Annotated in this window: 9 protein-coding genes; 6 read left to right on the forward strand and 3 right to left on the reverse strand. The window is 41.5% G+C overall.

All coding sequences use genetic code 11. The features are described 5' to 3' along the window. Window positions 1-109: 109 nt before the first annotated feature. The gene (locus tag AAA970_RS08820) at window positions 110-685 is read left to right on the forward strand and encodes a hypothetical protein (RefSeq protein WP_338236814.1); all 576 of its coding nucleotides are present in this window, start codon (window positions 110-112) and stop codon (window positions 683-685) included. Between the two features lie 518 nt (window positions 686-1203). On the opposite strand, the gene AAA970_RS08825 is transcribed toward AAA970_RS08820, so the two are convergent. Beyond that, window positions 1204-4260, reverse strand: coding sequence for a VPS10 domain-containing protein (locus tag AAA970_RS08825; RefSeq protein WP_338236815.1), 3057 nt, complete (start codon window positions 4258-4260; stop codon window positions 1204-1206). Window positions 4261-5250: 990 nt separating this feature from the next. On the opposite strand from AAA970_RS08825, the gene AAA970_RS08830 reads away from it, so the two are divergent. Next, a complete protein-coding gene (locus AAA970_RS08830; protein ID WP_338236816.1) occupies window positions 5251-7416 on the forward strand; it encodes a hypothetical protein in 2166 nt (721 codons plus the stop codon). Window positions 7417-7972: 556 nt separating this feature from the next. On the opposite strand, the gene AAA970_RS08835 is transcribed toward AAA970_RS08830, so the two are convergent. Both AAA970_RS08835 and AAA970_RS08840 read right to left on the reverse strand, forming a co-directional pair. Beyond that, window positions 7973-8611, reverse strand: coding sequence for an NAD(P)H-dependent oxidoreductase (locus AAA970_RS08835; protein WP_338236817.1), 639 nt, complete (start codon window positions 8609-8611; stop codon window positions 7973-7975). Window positions 8612-9021: 410 nt separating this feature from the next. Beyond that, window positions 9022-9624 carry a Crp/Fnr family transcriptional regulator gene (locus tag AAA970_RS08840; RefSeq protein ID WP_338236818.1) on the reverse strand — a complete coding sequence of 201 codons (603 nt, stop codon included), beginning with the start codon at window positions 9622-9624 and terminating at the stop codon, window positions 9022-9024. Between the two features lie 529 nt (window positions 9625-10153). Here AAA970_RS08840 and AAA970_RS08845 point away from each other — a divergent pair. From AAA970_RS08845 to AAA970_RS08860, 4 genes are all read left to right on the forward strand, one after another. Beyond that, window positions 10154-10840: a hypothetical protein gene (locus tag AAA970_RS08845; protein ID WP_338236819.1), complete on the forward strand. Its 687-nt coding sequence runs from the start codon at window positions 10154-10156 to the stop codon at window positions 10838-10840. A 29-nt stretch (window positions 10841-10869) separates the two neighbouring features. Then, complete coding sequence (gene pepT / locus AAA970_RS08850; RefSeq protein WP_338236820.1) at window positions 10870-12096, forward strand: peptidase T; 1227 nt, start codon at window positions 10870-10872, stop codon at window positions 12094-12096. A 129-nt stretch (window positions 12097-12225) separates the two neighbouring features. Further along, window positions 12226-14247, forward strand: coding sequence for a WG repeat-containing protein (locus AAA970_RS08855; protein WP_338236821.1), 2022 nt, complete (start codon window positions 12226-12228; stop codon window positions 14245-14247). After that, the gene (locus tag AAA970_RS08860; protein WP_338236822.1) at window positions 14234-16333 is read left to right on the forward strand and encodes a WG repeat-containing protein; all 2100 of its coding nucleotides are present in this window, start codon (window positions 14234-14236) and stop codon (window positions 16331-16333) included. The genes AAA970_RS08855 and AAA970_RS08860 overlap by 14 nt, the downstream gene beginning before the upstream one ends. Window positions 16334-16410: the final 77 nt, after the last annotated feature.

Here is a 16410-nt window from a genome sequence, read left to right on the forward strand (position 1 = left end):
CAATTCAAAAAATGATAATTGCGTAAATAATCTAATTAAATTATAATGTTGTTTTTGTCATAAAATTAGTCTCTCATTCGTATCATTGACCAAACTCTCAAACAAAACCATGACTTCAATCAAACCAATTCCATTAAAAATAGGTCTTAGACTAATACTTTGGCCTATACTTTTTTTACTTCTTGCGTCTGCATTACTTACCTATTTAATACTTACCAGTCCAGGTCAGGAAAAAATAAAATCGGACAAAAATAAATCCGAAATAAAAATCAACACTAATCAAAAAATTGATAAATATGACATGAAATTCAATAGCGATCAGGAAAGAACTAAGGAAACCTCTATTAACCTTTCTCAAATTCACTTCCTTTGGATCATACATATTTATTTTATTTTTAGAATGTCAAAAGCAAAAAAACTTTATCTCAGTTTCAGAAAAAATAGTGTCCTAATACCGCTATTTGATGAAAATAGCCTCAACTACAAAGCGAATACGGATGAAACCTTTGACATTTCCTATAAAGGAAGAAACTACAAATGTATTACAAAAAAATACACCATAACCTTCCCACAGGCATTAATTAATCCAGTATCAGAGAAGGCCATCATATTTGATGATCTCCCCTATTTCTTACAAAAGTGGATCATCAGACAGGATCCAAAAAGTGTAAAGTGGACAAAATAAAAGGACTCATTTACCATTTCTGAAAAACAAAAAAAACACTCCATAAAAAGGATTTAAAATCAGAAATGGATATACAAAAAACGACCAATAGTTGGTCGTTTTTTTCGAGATTTAAAATTGATCTAAGAGCGTGTTTAAAAACACAGCATCCGGCTGCAAATTAGAATTATTGGAAGCGATTTTGGATAATTTCTCAATAATAACGATGCTATTTTCTCAAAATAATCGGGTATCCTTCTTCCTTAATTAAATTTTCGCTTCGAATTTTGGCTTTTAAACACCCTCAAAACTACCCTTCACCAGGGCCATTAAGCCACCCAAGGACACTTTCTTCGGCCTATTGCAGAGGATTTCCTGTTTCATTATTGCGCTAATTGAGATTTGTTTACTTTCTCCTCATTCCCCTGCTTCCTTGGGAAAAATTCGATTTGGGAAATTATCCCATCATTTTTCCCGTCTTGCAGTTAAATGAGGTCTAAAGCATGAATAAATCGGGTTAAATAAGCGCCAAAACAGCATCAATCTTTCAATAATTTGAAAGTCTGTACTAATCCATCCACCTCTATCACCCCCAGATATTGCCCCACCGGGAGATGAGCAATATTTACATTTTCAGTGACGTCACTCTCTAATACCTTCTGCCCATTCATATTCACCAAACTCAATAAACCATTTGAAGAATTACCTAAAACAGAAAAATAATCTTGCGCAGGCACAGGGGCAACGCTCAATTTACCGGATTTAGGATCTGCAGACAATGGAGGCTCTGGCGCTCCCGGATCCACCACTTCATGCACCACCACCTCACAATAATCGGCAAAACGGCCATCTGCCACAGTTGCATATACCTTTGCTTTTCCCCTACCTACAGGCTTTAGCAATCCTTTTTCATCCACGGTCACCACTGCAGGATTCTCCGTTTTCCATTCGATGGTTTCGTCCTTATAATCGGAATTGCTAATAGTGGCGGCCATTTGCAGGTCAACCCCTTCCCGAATATCAAGATGCTGTTGTTCCAAGTGCACCACCTGAATCTGTTCTCCGCCGGAAATAGAACCCTTATAAAACCCGGTACCCAAATTCGCAATCCAGATTTCGCTGGCATCAAAAATACTGAATTCAATTTCTTCCAACCGATGTGGGGTCACGATTCCGGTATTGGCTTTTTTCCAATTCAGCCCTCGGTCACGACTCACGTACACGCCGGGATTTTTTTCCAAAAAGCCAACCGTCACCACTAAAAGGTGATGATCGAAAGGAGAAACATTGACGCTAATCGCCCCGGCATAAGGGAAGCAATTCACCCAATTTTCGCCGAAGTCATCGGAATACCAAAGGCCTGCGCCACCTCCACGATAGCCCGTTGTAATATAAATCCGATTAGCATGATCAATGGCAATTTCATTTACGCCGCCAATAGCCGCAGGAGTGGACACTTTAGACCAATTCGCTCCACGGTCCAAAGAATGGTACAATCCACCTTCCGCCACCGGGGATTCTTGGTTAAAGGCATTTTTCTCTGCCGCGGCAAATAAAGAAGCCCGACTATCGTCCCGAGGATCAAAAGCGATGTCCTTAATACGCACAGGGTTTGGCAAGCCATTGTTGGATTGTTGAAAGGTCTTCCCTCCATCTTTGGACACAAAAAAGCCCCCCTGATCTGCCTTACTTACATCTACTATCTTGTTGATCCCATGATACATGTATTGCGGATTGATGGGGTCGATCACCAGACCATTGGTATAAAAATCATCCAGCCATTTATTGGTCGCTGGTGTGGCCGTCCCCCATCTTTCCCAATGATAGCCGCCATCTGAACTGCGATAAATATATTGCTTCTCGGCTTGTCGGTTAGAGGTGGCATAAATGATGTTCGCATCATAAGGATCAAAGGCCAAATTGGACACCGTTTCCTGTGCACTTTCAATAAATTTCATGGCCTGGCGCTCATCCGGACTGTCTGCGGTCGGTATCCAAACCCGGTGCTCGCCTGAGCCCAGCACCATATAATCCAATCGCTTGTCCTGCCCAATAGTGAGGCCAGGCAAATTACTGTTTCCGCGACCAATGATACTACCTCCCTCCGTATAATCCTCATCTACCTGCGTCCAGCTGGCACCATGATCCGTACTCAACATCGTACTGTGATCCGAAATGATCATCACACTGCCATCCACGCCAACATCAAGCCCGCGCATAGAGCGTAGCGCATAATTATTCCCGAACTGGAAATGCGGAGACTCATGCCCTACCACCATATTCTCATGCCATGGGTTATCTCTTTCTTCCCAATAAGCCTTATCATTCTCCCAAACATGCTCCCCCAATCTGGCCGTATTCACCCAATGGTCTCCATTATCACTGGTAGTCCACAAACGGCCAGGAACAAAGGAATTCGCAATTTGAGGATCCGCAAATCCTACATACAAAGCGCCTTCCCGGCTAGGATCTGCACTCAGCATAAAGAAAAATTGCATGGCCGCTGTAGGCAATTCGGAATACTGAGCTTTGGCCTCGGCTTCCTTAATGCCAAACCAGGAGGCAATAAATTTATAATAACTTGCTGGTGTTCCTCCTGTGAGGCGGTTAATATCCAGCCCAATGTCCCCATTCATTTTGATCCAGCTGGCTCCATTATCCTCGGAACGGAAAATTCCACCCGTGCAGGTAGTAGTATTCCCGGCGGCCACAAACTGCACCTGGTCAATCAAATAAAGTATAAATTTCTGACGGGATTCATCATAGTAAAAATCCATATCCATGATGATATCATTATCCAGTTGCTCACCAATGGAAGCCCAGCTATCTCCCCCGTCATTGGAACGGAAAATACCGTAATTGGAAGCTGCAAACACCTGATTGGAATTCATGGGATTCACGATTATTCTGCCCACTTGCGCTTTGGCTGGAAGGCCGGTGTTTACTAATTCCCAGCTAACACCACCATCTTTGGTTCGCCAAAGGTCGCCCTGAAAATCGGCTTCTTTACCATGCGGTGCCGCTTGCGATACGGTTTGATAACAGGACAACCACTCCTGTCCCCGTACAAAAGAGCCTCCCCCCACGAACCAAACATTTTCGTCATTCGGATCAATCGCCAGGGAGGCGACTTTCTTTTTCCAGGATTCCTGATCATCCCCATCTGCCAGGGGCTTATACCACGGACAATTGGGCACGATTTGCCAACTTCTGCCTGTATCATGGGTCTGATACATGCGAGCAGAACTAATGGCGATACCAAATTCCGGTACTTTTGGAGAATAATATAAATCACGGATATGGTAAAACTCACCCTTCCCATCTGAATCCGTAATATGGTACCAGCTGATCCCATTGTTGTCAGATTGATAAGCATTCCACATATCAGGAATGGTGGCTACCTTCTGAGGAATGGTGGGATGATAACGCATGACGTTAGCGAAGCCGGCATTCCCGGGCCCCACCTGGCTCCAAACAATATCCCCTTCTGATTCCACCCGCTCTGTTTTCAATCGGTCAAAAAAATCGGAATGGATGGCTGCAGTCAATGCCACCGCAGTGATAAATCCAAATACTCGAAAAAATAGGGTTCTCATTTTCATTCTAATCTATAGGTAATGGTTTATAAAATGACGCTTTCAAAAAATAGTATTCCATATTAGCTAGGTTTGAATAGCCCAAAACTACATGAGGAGTTTTCACCCTTGACAAAACGGCACCAGTATATTTAAAGAAAATGGCCCGCTACCGTTAAAAACATGAAGTCAATTTCACCTAATGCGAAATTGCTTGAAATGATGCGACCTAACCGCGCACTTATTACAGGAATAAAATTAAAGAAACCATTATGAATTGGGCGCAAAAAAAACTCAGGTAAAGGTGGTAAAAATTTATTTTCCTCAAACCAACCGGCCTTGTCAAATAAAATCTAGCCAAAAACCGTCAGTGAGTGGTTTATATTACGATACCGCATCACATTTACGCAGAACTCCCCCTCCTGCCAGCCCCCAACTAATCAGACACTTTTATTTTAAATCATGAAAAAACAACCCTATGCATCGCTAAAGCCATGAAGGCAACTTCAAGGAGGAAACCAAATATGACTAGCAAAACTTCAGCCGAATTATTCACCGGAAGACTTAAAAAAAACCGAAATTTATCACTTATTGTCGATGGTTAGTGGTTTGTTTCGCTGTTTTTTGAATAGCTCTAATTCGAGTGAGCTTGTGTTCTCCTCATTCCCTTTTTCGTTGAAAAAACACGAAATAGCAAAGGTTCCTTCATTGTTCCAGCCGTGCAGCTAAAGGGGGAATTAAGCAGTAAAATCCGGCTTAGCGTGTTTTTTAAAAAGCGAGAATTTGAAAGTTTGCGCGATGAGTGTTTTTTGAGAGGATATACCTCTGGAATTTAAAAATAAGGGATATCCATTTCAATCATTTTAATTTTCCTTGGAGGTCAAGTTAGAATGGAAGGCTACATCTTACTCCCAAACCCCAATCCAGAAAGCTTTATAATTTCTATTCAATAATTATTGACATCATCAGACAAAGCATGTAGATTCCCTAAAATTCATTAACCGATCCATCATGATACTCCAGCTTTTATCCAACGGCCAAATCAAATCCCTCTTAAAGAATAAGTGGCCTGCCCTTTCAAAACTAAGTCCGGAACAATGTAAAAATTTATTTGGGGATCAAATTCAATTTGATCAGGAGCAATCCTTTCCGGTGATCCATGAACAATTTCCCCTAAATTTTGCCTCCGGAGCAAAACTAAGCGCTCAGCTTTTTAGAACAGAGGAAGACCTGCTGGAGACCAGTGGGGAAAACTTCCTGGATCCGGAAATGATAAGAGAAGCCCTGAAGGAAAAAGCGTATTATATCCGTTATGAATTGGAGGGGCAAATTGGTGGCGCTGTTGAAGGGGTATTGGGATCATTGGGCTTCACTTTAGGCGCTAACCGCCATTTGAATCTGTTTTTCTATCAAAAAGTAAATGCTGATAAAACTGTATTGGAATGTTTATCGGCTGCTCTTCCTCATTTCCCCGTATTTTTAACAGCCAAAGCGGCCAATGAACTTTCCGCTGGTGAAGGAATCAAAATAGGCTATGGAGGTAATTTGGCGATGGAAGTCGGACTTGACCTTTCCACCCTTTTGGTTCCCGCTTTAGGAACTACGCTTAAACAATTGAAAAAGACCACAAAGGAATTGGTGGAGCTTGCTCTGGTGGATGATGTAATTAATTTCGAAGTTGCATTTAGCGACCAGTTTGACACGCTACTTTACCGAAAAGCAACGGATCAATTCGCTTTAACTATTAAAAAGGCAGCAGCTAAAAGTTGGAATTTAGGTCTGAGTCCTAATCTCCGCATTAGCATTTCGGAGGAAGGAAAAACTAAAATTTCGACATTTATTCAAAAGTTACCATTGGATAATATCCCCATAAAAGCGGAGGATATCGAAAAAGAGGTCGTCAAATATGCAGAAAAGCAAATTCGCCTGGGACTCCAATGGAAATTGAAAAGGGAACAAGAACGGTCTACCATCATTAGTATGGAAATGCCCTATGCTTCGCTTTCGGAAATCCATACTGATTTGCTTTTAAAACGCATCAATAAAATCCAAGAAAAGGCGCAACAAGACGAAAGCATCAAGATTACCGCCCTTTTTGATGAGCAAACCTATAAAAGAGGAAGTATTTTCAATATTGGTTTAGAGATTGGAGGCTGGAGCGCCAATGCTAAAAATCAACGGGATTTGGCTTACAGCCTAAGTGAAAAATTAGGGGATCTCAAAAAGTTCACCCTCAAAGCTCAGGCAGTAAGAGAACGGCAGCCGAACAAACACGAAAAAGGGTTGCTTTATCTGGACTTTGGACTGCAAACCCCCAAGTTCCTAACCAATCCCAGTTATGGAGATTTAGAGACCTTTATGGACTTCCAGTACAAAAGGGAGGATTCCAAAATAAGATCCTGGGACAAAAGGGATTTTGAGCGTTTTATGCTGTTCAGTTTGAGTACCGGTGCCATCAATGCTGCCGCTTATTCCAAAATCGCTACCCAGTGGGAGGCAAAACTACGCCCCGCAGATAAGATAAAAATGGAAGCCGGCATTCGACTAAATCCTCAGCAAATGCTCTCCATTTGGTCCGTAATGAACCGTTTCGAGGAAGCTAAAATCCATGCATTCGCGGCACAAACTTTGGCTGAAATTTTCCCGCTTAGCGATACGTTTTCCAACAGCTCCCTGCTCCGAAAGCAAGGTTTAGAGCCTCTTTTCTTTAATTACCTGAGGAACGGACAACAGTTCAGAGATGCCTTTTATGAAGATCAATGCAGGGACCTTTACCGGAATTTGCTGGAAGAACCCAGGGTGATTTCCCAAATGATACGGACCGACTTCTCAAATTGGTATCAAAACGAACTCGATATGGACCCGGGCTGCAGCTGGGATGTGATCTATAGCAGTGGCTGGCTGGATAAGGTGGACACGGCAATTCCTGCCTTGCGAACATTTGCGCCAAAGGTCATTTTACAAGAATCTTTGGAGGAAGATTTTTCTGATTTTATTGCCCTGTATCAGCAACTCAATGATTTACCATTCGCTCAGGGGGCCAATGCTTCCACGCATTACCTTGCTTTTGGCTGGTTAGGTCACTTTCTTAATACCCTTGCAGGAGGACAAGGACTGACCAATTTCCAATTGCAATATCAGAAAGCGGATAAATGGATCAGTATCCTGCCGGCATAATGCCGTTCAAATATTCAACTTGAAATCATCCTAAAGCTGCAGGCTGTAAATCACGAGAGAATATTGTGCTATCTCTTCATTTTTATAGCTAAGCAGCTCATGGACGATTTTTTGTTATATCCAGCCTGTGTTTTCATGCTTAAATTCTCGTTTAACTGCATGGGTGGAAAATGAAGGATTTTTACCTATTTCGAGTTTTCTCCAAGAAAGCAGAGGAATGAGGAGAATGCATGCTACCCCAATTTGGCCTTTTAAAAAATCAAGGCTTTGACCAATGCCAGCGGGACAAAGGACCTGCTGACGGAACCCACCAAGGCGACATGCAGTTGACGCGACACTGGTAAAGTATTTCAGGAATGTCGCTGTGATGCCTTCTGGTCGCCAGCAGAACCTTTGTCTATCCGCCCATTGATCAAGGCCGTCTGTTGATCTGATAGATTATTTCTATTAAAGTCAATACTGTAAAAGATAATAATCTAACTCATATACAAGCGCTCAAACTAAATAGACCTTCATGGGGAACTAGATCCTTCCAATAATTTGCCCATTTGTAATCTTATGAAAAAGCCGTGTCCTTCTTCCCTACGGCCTTTCTCATTATTTTTTTTGAAGCAGTCGGTAATTTTTGTGCTCTTTTCTTACCTAGACGCTTAACCTTTTCCAGCCACTGATGGCGCTTAAGGTCTTTGGAACCTTTTACCGGACCAATAAAAACCTCTTTCAGTACCTTCACGCCACAAAATTCCAGAGTCCCCTTTTTAAATTGCCGACTAGCGGGAGCCCCCATCCACCAGCGATAATACCAGTACGGACTGTCGGCAGTCATGATAATATCGGAAGTTCGGCCTTTCAACAGGCCTTTGGGCATTGGACTGTCGGCTGTAATTTCAAAAGTTAATCCGGGTAAAAATATGCGGTCAATAAAACCTTTCATTCTTGCAGGCAATCCATACCACCAAAGCGGAAACACCCACACCAAGTGATCGGCCTCCTGAATTTTATCATAAGCCAATTGCAAATCGGCTTCCCAAGGTGTACGTTGGTCATAGCCAAACTTTAAATCCAGACCAAAATTCAGGTCAACTAAGTGGAGCACCTCCGCTTGTGAACCGTAGCCCTCTGCATAAGCCTGAGACAGGGCCTTAGAAAAACTTTCCGACTTCGGATTTCCGTTGATAATGAGCACTTTTCCCATTTGTTTTTTTTATTTTAAAGAAAGGCATTCCTACTGAAGAGGGAAAAGACATTTGTCCATTTCGTCTACCATTTCAAAATATTTTCCACAAAAAAAGGCCCCTCACCAATACACAACGTACCTCAAGTTCTTAGCCCGGATTATTCAAGCTTAATTCCTCGCTTAGCCGTAAGGCGGAAAAATTGAAGGAATAGATTCCCATTTCGAGTTTTTTCCAACAAAACAAATGAATGAGGAGAAAGCAAGCTTGCCCAAATTTGGGCTATTATAAATCAAAGAAAACAAACTATAATGAACTGTAAATAAGCTACTTGAGATTAATTAATGAATTTATCGGTGAATAATGCAGTTAGGGCATGTTAAAAAGCACACCATCCGACTGCGAATTTTAGCTTTTAAACACGCGCTTATTATTTACCGGTGAATACGCCTTCCTCCTGCCAACCAGCCCGTATGCGACTTAAGTGTCTTGGCGTAATACCCAGGTAAGACGCCAAATATTGCAAGGGGATATATTGTAAAAATTCCGGATAATGACGTAATAAATACCCGTACCGTTCTTCAGCAGTTTCTCTTTGCAATTGAAAAATACGTTGCTCCAGCTCCATATACTGCTGCTCTGCTGTTAGCCTGCGGAAATGTTCCCATTCTGGATATTTCGCCTGCATGGCTTCCAAATCTGACTTCTTAAATTCAATAAAACTTACCTCTGTAAGGGCTTCCAGACTTTCAACACTTTTTTTTCCAGAAATAAAAGAGGAATAAGCCGTCATCAGCCGATTCGGGAATACAAAGCAATAAGTAATTTCCTCCCCTTTGCTATTCAAATATATGGAGCGAAGAACACCTTTATGGATGAAAGCCAGTTTATTACTCACCTGCCCTTCCTGAAGTAGCAACTCCCCCTTTTTCAATTCTTTCAGTTGTCCTTTACTGAGCAATTCTTCCACCGTGGCGGCAGACAAAAAAGAAAAGGGTTCAAAAAAATTTCTGAGTGCATCGAAGGCATTCATGCGGTCTGTCTTTTTCGATTTGGAAGGGCTAACCTATTCATAATGCCCCGATAACGATCCTTAATTTAAACATCGAAGGCCATAATTTTAAAAAATGGGACATAAAAAAACCTGCTTCAAAATGAAAACAGGTTTCAAACGCTATTTATCCAATTTTTAAACTCGTCGAAGTGCGGCTTACTTGTTTTTTGACCACCCACTTTAAAGCCCGATAAAGATTTTCCTCCCTTTTAAGGAGAATTCCGCCGGGCCCTACAAATATCTCTGAATTTTCTTTTTCCATGATTTTCAAGCTTTGAAGGGTTTTACTCCATTATCATGCCAAATCAGCCCCCTGAAAGGCAATCACTTAACAAAAGGTCTAACGATTTGATTGACACAAAAGAAATAGCTTTTAGCCAAATATTACATGAAATAGGAACGCCTATGCTCATGGTTGATGATTTGATTCCTAAAATAATGGATTCGGGCTCACTGAAAAGCGGGAAAAAAGTATAAATTTGAAGCTTCAACATTTAGTGGTGTATATATGATCATCAACTCGATTTTACCTGAAGAATGCCTTTTAAAGGATATAAAAGGGGATTTTTCAGATCTTCGACATGAGAAATATTTTTTGGAACAGCAAAAGAGATTAGGGCTCATCAATTCCTTTGAGAAAAAGGAAAAGACGGATGAGCTGCAAATCAGTACATCTGATGCTGGTGCGGTTAGGAAAGAAAACCGAAAATCTAATCGTAAAGAACCTGTATCTCAGGAAGTGAAAATCTCTATGGGGGATCAAAGTTACCTTAAAAAGATTTTCAATGAAGAGGGCCAGTTGCTTTGCCAGGAGGATGTACAATTAAATGACAAAGGGAACATCTCCCAGATCATTATTAATGATTATGCGGCAAAGGAAGAAACAACCATCATTTGCCTGTATAATGAACAGGGCCAAATGCAAAGGATTGAATTCAAAAATGAACATGGCTCCACCTTCCAGCAGGCGGCCTTTAAATATGACAAAAAAGGACGAATTATAGAGGAAAAAGGCAGTCGCCATAAACGAAAGATCAATTTCGATGAATTCCACTATGTGACTTCCTATAAATATTTGAACAAAGATAAACAAGGCAACTGGACCAGGCGCCGACTAAAGACGGAATTTGGTTTTCACTATCAAAATGTGGTCAAATATACTTTAGAAGAGCGAAACTTGACTTATCGTCAATAAATCACTCTTTCCCAAAAAAGCAATACAGGATGAAACCCATCGTAGAAAGATTTATTAGATATGTAAAATTCGACACCGAATCTAAGGCAGGTGTTGAAGCCATTCCCTCCACTCCGAAGCAACGCATTTTGGCCGAGCATTTGGTAGCGGAATTGAATAAAATCGGAATGGAAGAGGTAACCATCGATGAGCATGCTTATGTGATGGCCTCTTTACCTTCCAATGTAGCACATGAAGTTCCCGTAATCGGGTTTGTAGCTCATATGGATACCAGCCCGGACTTTTCAGGCGCTAATGTGCAGCCGAAAATTTGGGAGAATTACCAGGGCGGCGATTTGGTTTTAAATGAGGCGCAAAATATTGTGCTTAAAGTCGCTGATTTCCCTGAGGTGGAAGAATATATCGGTCAGGATTTGATCACCACTGATGGCACCACCCTATTAGGCGCAGATGATAAGGCAGGGGTTACCGAGATTGTAACGGCCATGGAATACCTGATCCAACATCCGGAAATTAAACACGGTAAAATCCGCATTTGCTTTACCCCGGATGAAGAAGTAGGGCGCGGCGCCGATCTTTTCGATGTGGAGAAATTTGGTGCTGAATATGCCTATACTTTGGATGGTGGACCGGTTGGAGAATTGGAATATGAAAATTTCAATGCTGCTGGGGCTGAAATTCAGTTCAAGGGCGTTTCGGTACATCCTGGATCTGCCAAAGACAAAATGGTGAATGCCATGCGCATGGCAGCTGCTTTTGCCATGGAGTTCCCGGAGAAAGAAGTTCCGGAGCATACGGAAGGCTATGAAGGATTTTTCCACCTGGTAGGTATGGATGGCAATCTGGAGGATACTAAATTGCAGTACATCATCCGTGATCATGACCATGCGAAATATGAAGCCCGTAAGCAGTTCATGACCGACACCGTAGAAAAATATAAAAAATTACATGGAGAAGATATGGTCAGCCTTAAAATGGTCGATCAGTACTTTAACATGAGAGAAAAGGTGGAGCCGGTGATGCACATTGTGGATGTGGCAGAAGAAGCCATGAAACAATTGGATATTAAACCATTGATCAAACCGATTCGCGGAGGAACTGATGGTTCTCGTCTTTCCTATATGGGCTTACCTTGTCCGAATATCTTCGCCGGAGGGCATAATTTCCACGGGAAGTTTGAATTCGTACCGGTACAATCCATGGAAAAAGCGACTGAGGTGATTGTCAGAATTGCGGAATTAACCGCGAAAAATTAAACATACTTCACAATGAAATTAAGGCAGGCTTAAAAAGTCTGCCTTTTTTTATTAACTATAAAAAGAAAATATTCTCTAGCATAAATCATATCCCTTTTTAGCTATCTTCGCAGCCCTATGAAATTCATTATGCGAAGATTAATATTACTTACTCTTTTAATTCTAAATACTCCATTTGTGGAGGCTCAGGAATTAAAGGAAACCCCTATTCCATTTAGAAACCAAAAAGGCTATCAATTTCTCAAGAAAAATGGAAAACCGGCATTCAAGGCGGCCTTCCACAATGCGGAAATTTTCGAAGGCTCCTTAGCCATTGTTCAAAAAGACCAAAGCCAACGTTTCCTCTGGGGAGCCATCAATCAAAAAGGCAAAATCGTTATCCCATTTGAATACCAATACATCAATCGAACAGAAAACTACCTATATGCGACAACCAAATCCTCCACGGTCATCCATGATTTGGAGGGAAATGTATTGACCAAAATCGAGACTCCGTATCATAATCCAAGAGAAAAATACGGCTTCGATTATGGCCAAATCTACTACAATAAATACGCCGATCCTGCCGACCATAGCAGCTATAAGGAGGTCAAGCCCCTTAATGAAGAAGAGACAATCTTCCAACTAAAGGCAGAAGAACAGCTGTATCTATATTTTCAACAGAACAGAAAAAAAATTGCACTTCCTGAAGCAGCCGTAGCGATTTGGACCACCAATAAGCATAACACCGCCATTTTTCGGATACAGAATAAAGATTATAAATTAGCGCTGATCAATGCGGAAGGAGAATTACTCACCGATTTCATCTACGATGATATTTCATCGGGCAATAGTGCTGATCATCTCATTTTAGGAATAAAAGAGGACGGTAAAGACATCTTCAATGCGAAAGGCGAGTTTTTAAGACAAATTCCCCCTTCCCGTAATAGCTGGGACTATTACAACAGCTACACAGACAGCGAATTCATTTTCACTTACCAAAAAGACAGTGTTCCGCACTTTGAATTATGCAACCATCAGGGCGCAGTGCTTATTCCGGGACAGCCGGGCACCATCAAGTATTTCCGAAAAAAAGATGACGAAGATGAAGATCATCTCTATCTGGTTTTCGATCAGGAAAAACAACATGTGCAGTTGTTCGATGTGGCGGGAAAACAAATTTTTGACATCAGTCAATTAAAAACATTAACGATAAGTTTTGATCATCAGGCCTATTTCACCAATCAGGAGGGGAAATTCGGACAATTTACGCTTGGCAAAGGAGACACTACCTTTTTGCCTTTCAAAGAGCTCTATTGCCTTTTCAACCAAAAAGCGATTTTCCAGGATGACGAAAAAAACCTTTGGATGGAAAATGTCGCAAAGCCCGCAATTCCTCTTAACATTCAAAGACTAAGGGTCATCAATGAGCAATTCGCAGAGGGTAGCATGGGCAAGGAACGCGTGATCATTGACCAAAACGGCACCATCCTTCACCGTGGACACCAACGTTACGACTTACTGGACAACAAAGCACTGGCACTGAGAGGAGAAGATCAATACTGGTTGATCGACAGCCTGGGGTATAAAAGCTCCACCCCTTTCGCCATTACCAAATACCTCACACATTCAGGCAAAGGCTATTATCTGTACATTGATGACAGGAAAGCGGGAATGATGAACAGCAACACTATGGAGGTTATTTTCCCTTCAGACCTTGGATATAGGAGTGTGCAACCGATTCAGAAAGCCAATTCTCTGTGGATCGTGGCAACAAAAAGGGGGCAGAAAGATCATTTATACAAGGGGAATGAGTTGATCTCAGAAAACTTTTATTACACCAGAGATGAATGCGATTTTATATTGGGTAAAGTGTATGATCGTGAACCAAAGAAAAGCTCGGCAGTAACCAAAGACGGTGCATTTTTGGACATCCAATACCAGGAAGCGACTAGTCTTGGAGACTGGATCATGTTCCGCTATTCCTCGGGATGGGGCGACTCAACCAATACAAAAAAATATTCCCTGTGGCACCCTGATGATCAGGAGCACTTTTACTTTTCAGAAGCACCTGTCCTGCTCCCAAATGGACTAATAAAAGCCATCAGAGGGAAGTCCTCGTTCTATTTTCACCCCAAAGGTAAAGCGCTATTCGAATATGAAAAATTATAAATTTATATACATAATAATCTTCCTGCTTGTCCCCCTAAGACTTCAGGCTCAGGAAAAGTTCATCCCCTTTTCGATTAATGGTATTTGGGGGTACCACAATCAGGAAGGAAAAGAGATCATCGCTCCCCAATTCCAAGACGCCAAGGCTGCGAATGAAAATGGATTCATCGTGGCCAAGTCTTTTGCCGAAGGGGAACGCTATGGTTTTATAAGCCCCAAACAGGAAACCATTATTCCATTTATCTATGAAAAGCTCTACTATGTAGGAACCAATCTATTAGTTGGGCAACAGGAGAAAGTCTACACTTTGCTCAATGAGCAAGGACAGGCGCTAATGGAAATCAACGGACAGGAAAGTAAGCTGCTCCACAATGACGGACGAATGAATCAACTGATCAGTCTGAATGAAAGTCTGTGGCATACTCATTATGTACACTATCCCAGCGGGAATACTTTTGATGCCCTGAGTTCGGGATACTACCATCAAAAGAGTGATCAGGAATCGGAGCAGTATGCCGGTCGGGAGAAAAAAAAGGTGGTGATCTATCATGCGCAAAACCGTAATCGTCGTCTTAAACAGTTTTTTGACGAAGATTTTAAACCCATCTTAAAGCAACCGATTAATAGCAATTGTGATATCATTAATTCTAAATTACCCATGGAAAAATGGCTGTTTTGGTCCAAATGGAATAAAGAATTATATGATATCAATGGGGAACGACTATTGGCCGATGAAAAAATCAGTCAAATAAGATATCTTCGAAAACTGGATATTTATGAAATTAGCTTCCAATCCGATAAACCCACGGAGTTCTGGAATACTGATCAGGAATGTATTTGGAAGGATAAAAAAGGATACGAGCTCAGCAAAAATGCGCTGATCCATGAACTGGAAAACCAGGAATATGAGCTGGTCTCCCTTAGCGATCAACAACCTTTAATTCCGTATACCTTTCATCATATTGATTTTTGGGATGAGGTCTTTTACTGCGGAAAAGAAATTGGAGAAGACAGTATTCATCTGGTCGTTTTGTCACCTGAAAAGAACGGTAAATTCAGAGAACTCCAAAATCTAAAAACTTCGAAAACTGCCGAAAGACAGGACCCACCTATCTCTGAATTGCTGAATTGCGAAACGCTGGAAGTCTTTTTAAATCAAACCTTTCCTTCAGAGATGATCATTAAAAAGCTTATAGCAGAAAATGAGGGATTGGACAGCATTGCATTCAACCAAAAACTCCTCCCCTATGAAGGCAAAGAAGCCTACAAAAGACAAGTCATCACCGAAATATACGCAAGTGCCGCATATCTGGATAAAGCGGACGAAGCCTTTTACGCTTTCAGTTTTGGGAAGGAATTCCACATCCTTATTGACAAGAATTTCCAGCTAAAGGAAGTGGCTATCCACCGCTATGTAAATGGGCATGTTGTCTCCACTGATAACCAATGGCTAATCAAATATGACAAGAAAACGGGCGATCTCATCCGATTCCCCCTATTGCACACTTTGGATCAGCAATTTTATGATCAATTATACCAACGCCCCTATGTAAAGGAATCTGCCACCTATCTCGAAATAAAGGAGACAAAGGGCAAATCCGGGATTCAGGATTATCTCCAGCAGAAATTTATCATTCCTGCCGAATATGATTCCATCACCTTGAAATCCGACTGTTTCCCATTACTGGGGGTTGGATGGAAAAAGAATAAAGCTTATTTCCTATTTGAAGAAGAGCTGCCTCCTTTCGAAACAAGCGTACCCGTTGCTCAGGCGCTTTTGGATAAATATGCCCGATGGGAGAAAAGTGAAGGCCTGAATTATCTTAATTTTAGTTCACATGTGATTATCCGTAAGGAAGCACAAATGGTGCTTTTTGAAAACTATTCCATGCTTTACGAGGCCCCTCCTATTCCAAATTACTGGGTATTGTCCAGAAAGGACGAACTGGAACAAACCACTTATGCAGTAATCAATGAAAAGCTGGAAATCCTGATGGAGGGATTGGACCAGGTGACCAAAGCGCGCTTTCCATTTCCGCATTTAATTGGGGTAATCAACCAGCACTTTCTTTATAGTCCGCTTTAGTAAGAACAAAGCAACCTCAATCTTCATAAATACAAGCAAAAAAAACCGGAAAGCGAAAACTCTCCGGTTTTTTTTGA

The organism is Persicobacter diffluens, from assembly GCF_036244895.1.
GTDB classification, from domain to species: domain Bacteria; phylum Bacteroidota; class Bacteroidia; order Cytophagales; family Cyclobacteriaceae; genus Persicobacter; species Persicobacter diffluens.

Coding starts and splice junctions, on each gene's coding strand:
- AAA970_RS08840 (WP_338236818.1), bottom strand. CDS start 9,624: ATGAATGCCTTCGATGCACTCAGAAATTTTTTTGAACCCTTTTCTTTT.
- AAA970_RS08820 (WP_338236814.1), top strand. CDS start 110: ATGACTTCAATCAAACCAATTCCATTAAAAATAGGTCTTAGACTAATA.
- AAA970_RS08845 (WP_338236819.1), top strand. CDS start 10,154: ATGATCATCAACTCGATTTTACCTGAAGAATGCCTTTTAAAGGATATA.
- pepT (WP_338236820.1), top strand. CDS start 10,870: ATGAAACCCATCGTAGAAAGATTTATTAGATATGTAAAATTCGACACC.
- AAA970_RS08830 (WP_338236816.1), top strand. CDS start 5,251: ATGATACTCCAGCTTTTATCCAACGGCCAAATCAAATCCCTCTTAAAG.
- AAA970_RS08835 (WP_338236817.1), bottom strand. CDS start 8,611: ATGGGAAAAGTGCTCATTATCAACGGAAATCCGAAGTCGGAAAGTTTT.
- AAA970_RS08855 (WP_338236821.1), top strand. CDS start 12,226: ATGCGAAGATTAATATTACTTACTCTTTTAATTCTAAATACTCCATTT.
- AAA970_RS08860 (WP_338236822.1), top strand. CDS start 14,234: ATGAAAAATTATAAATTTATATACATAATAATCTTCCTGCTTGTCCCC.
- AAA970_RS08825 (WP_338236815.1), bottom strand. CDS start 4,260: ATGAGAACCCTATTTTTTCGAGTATTTGGATTTATCACTGCGGTGGCA.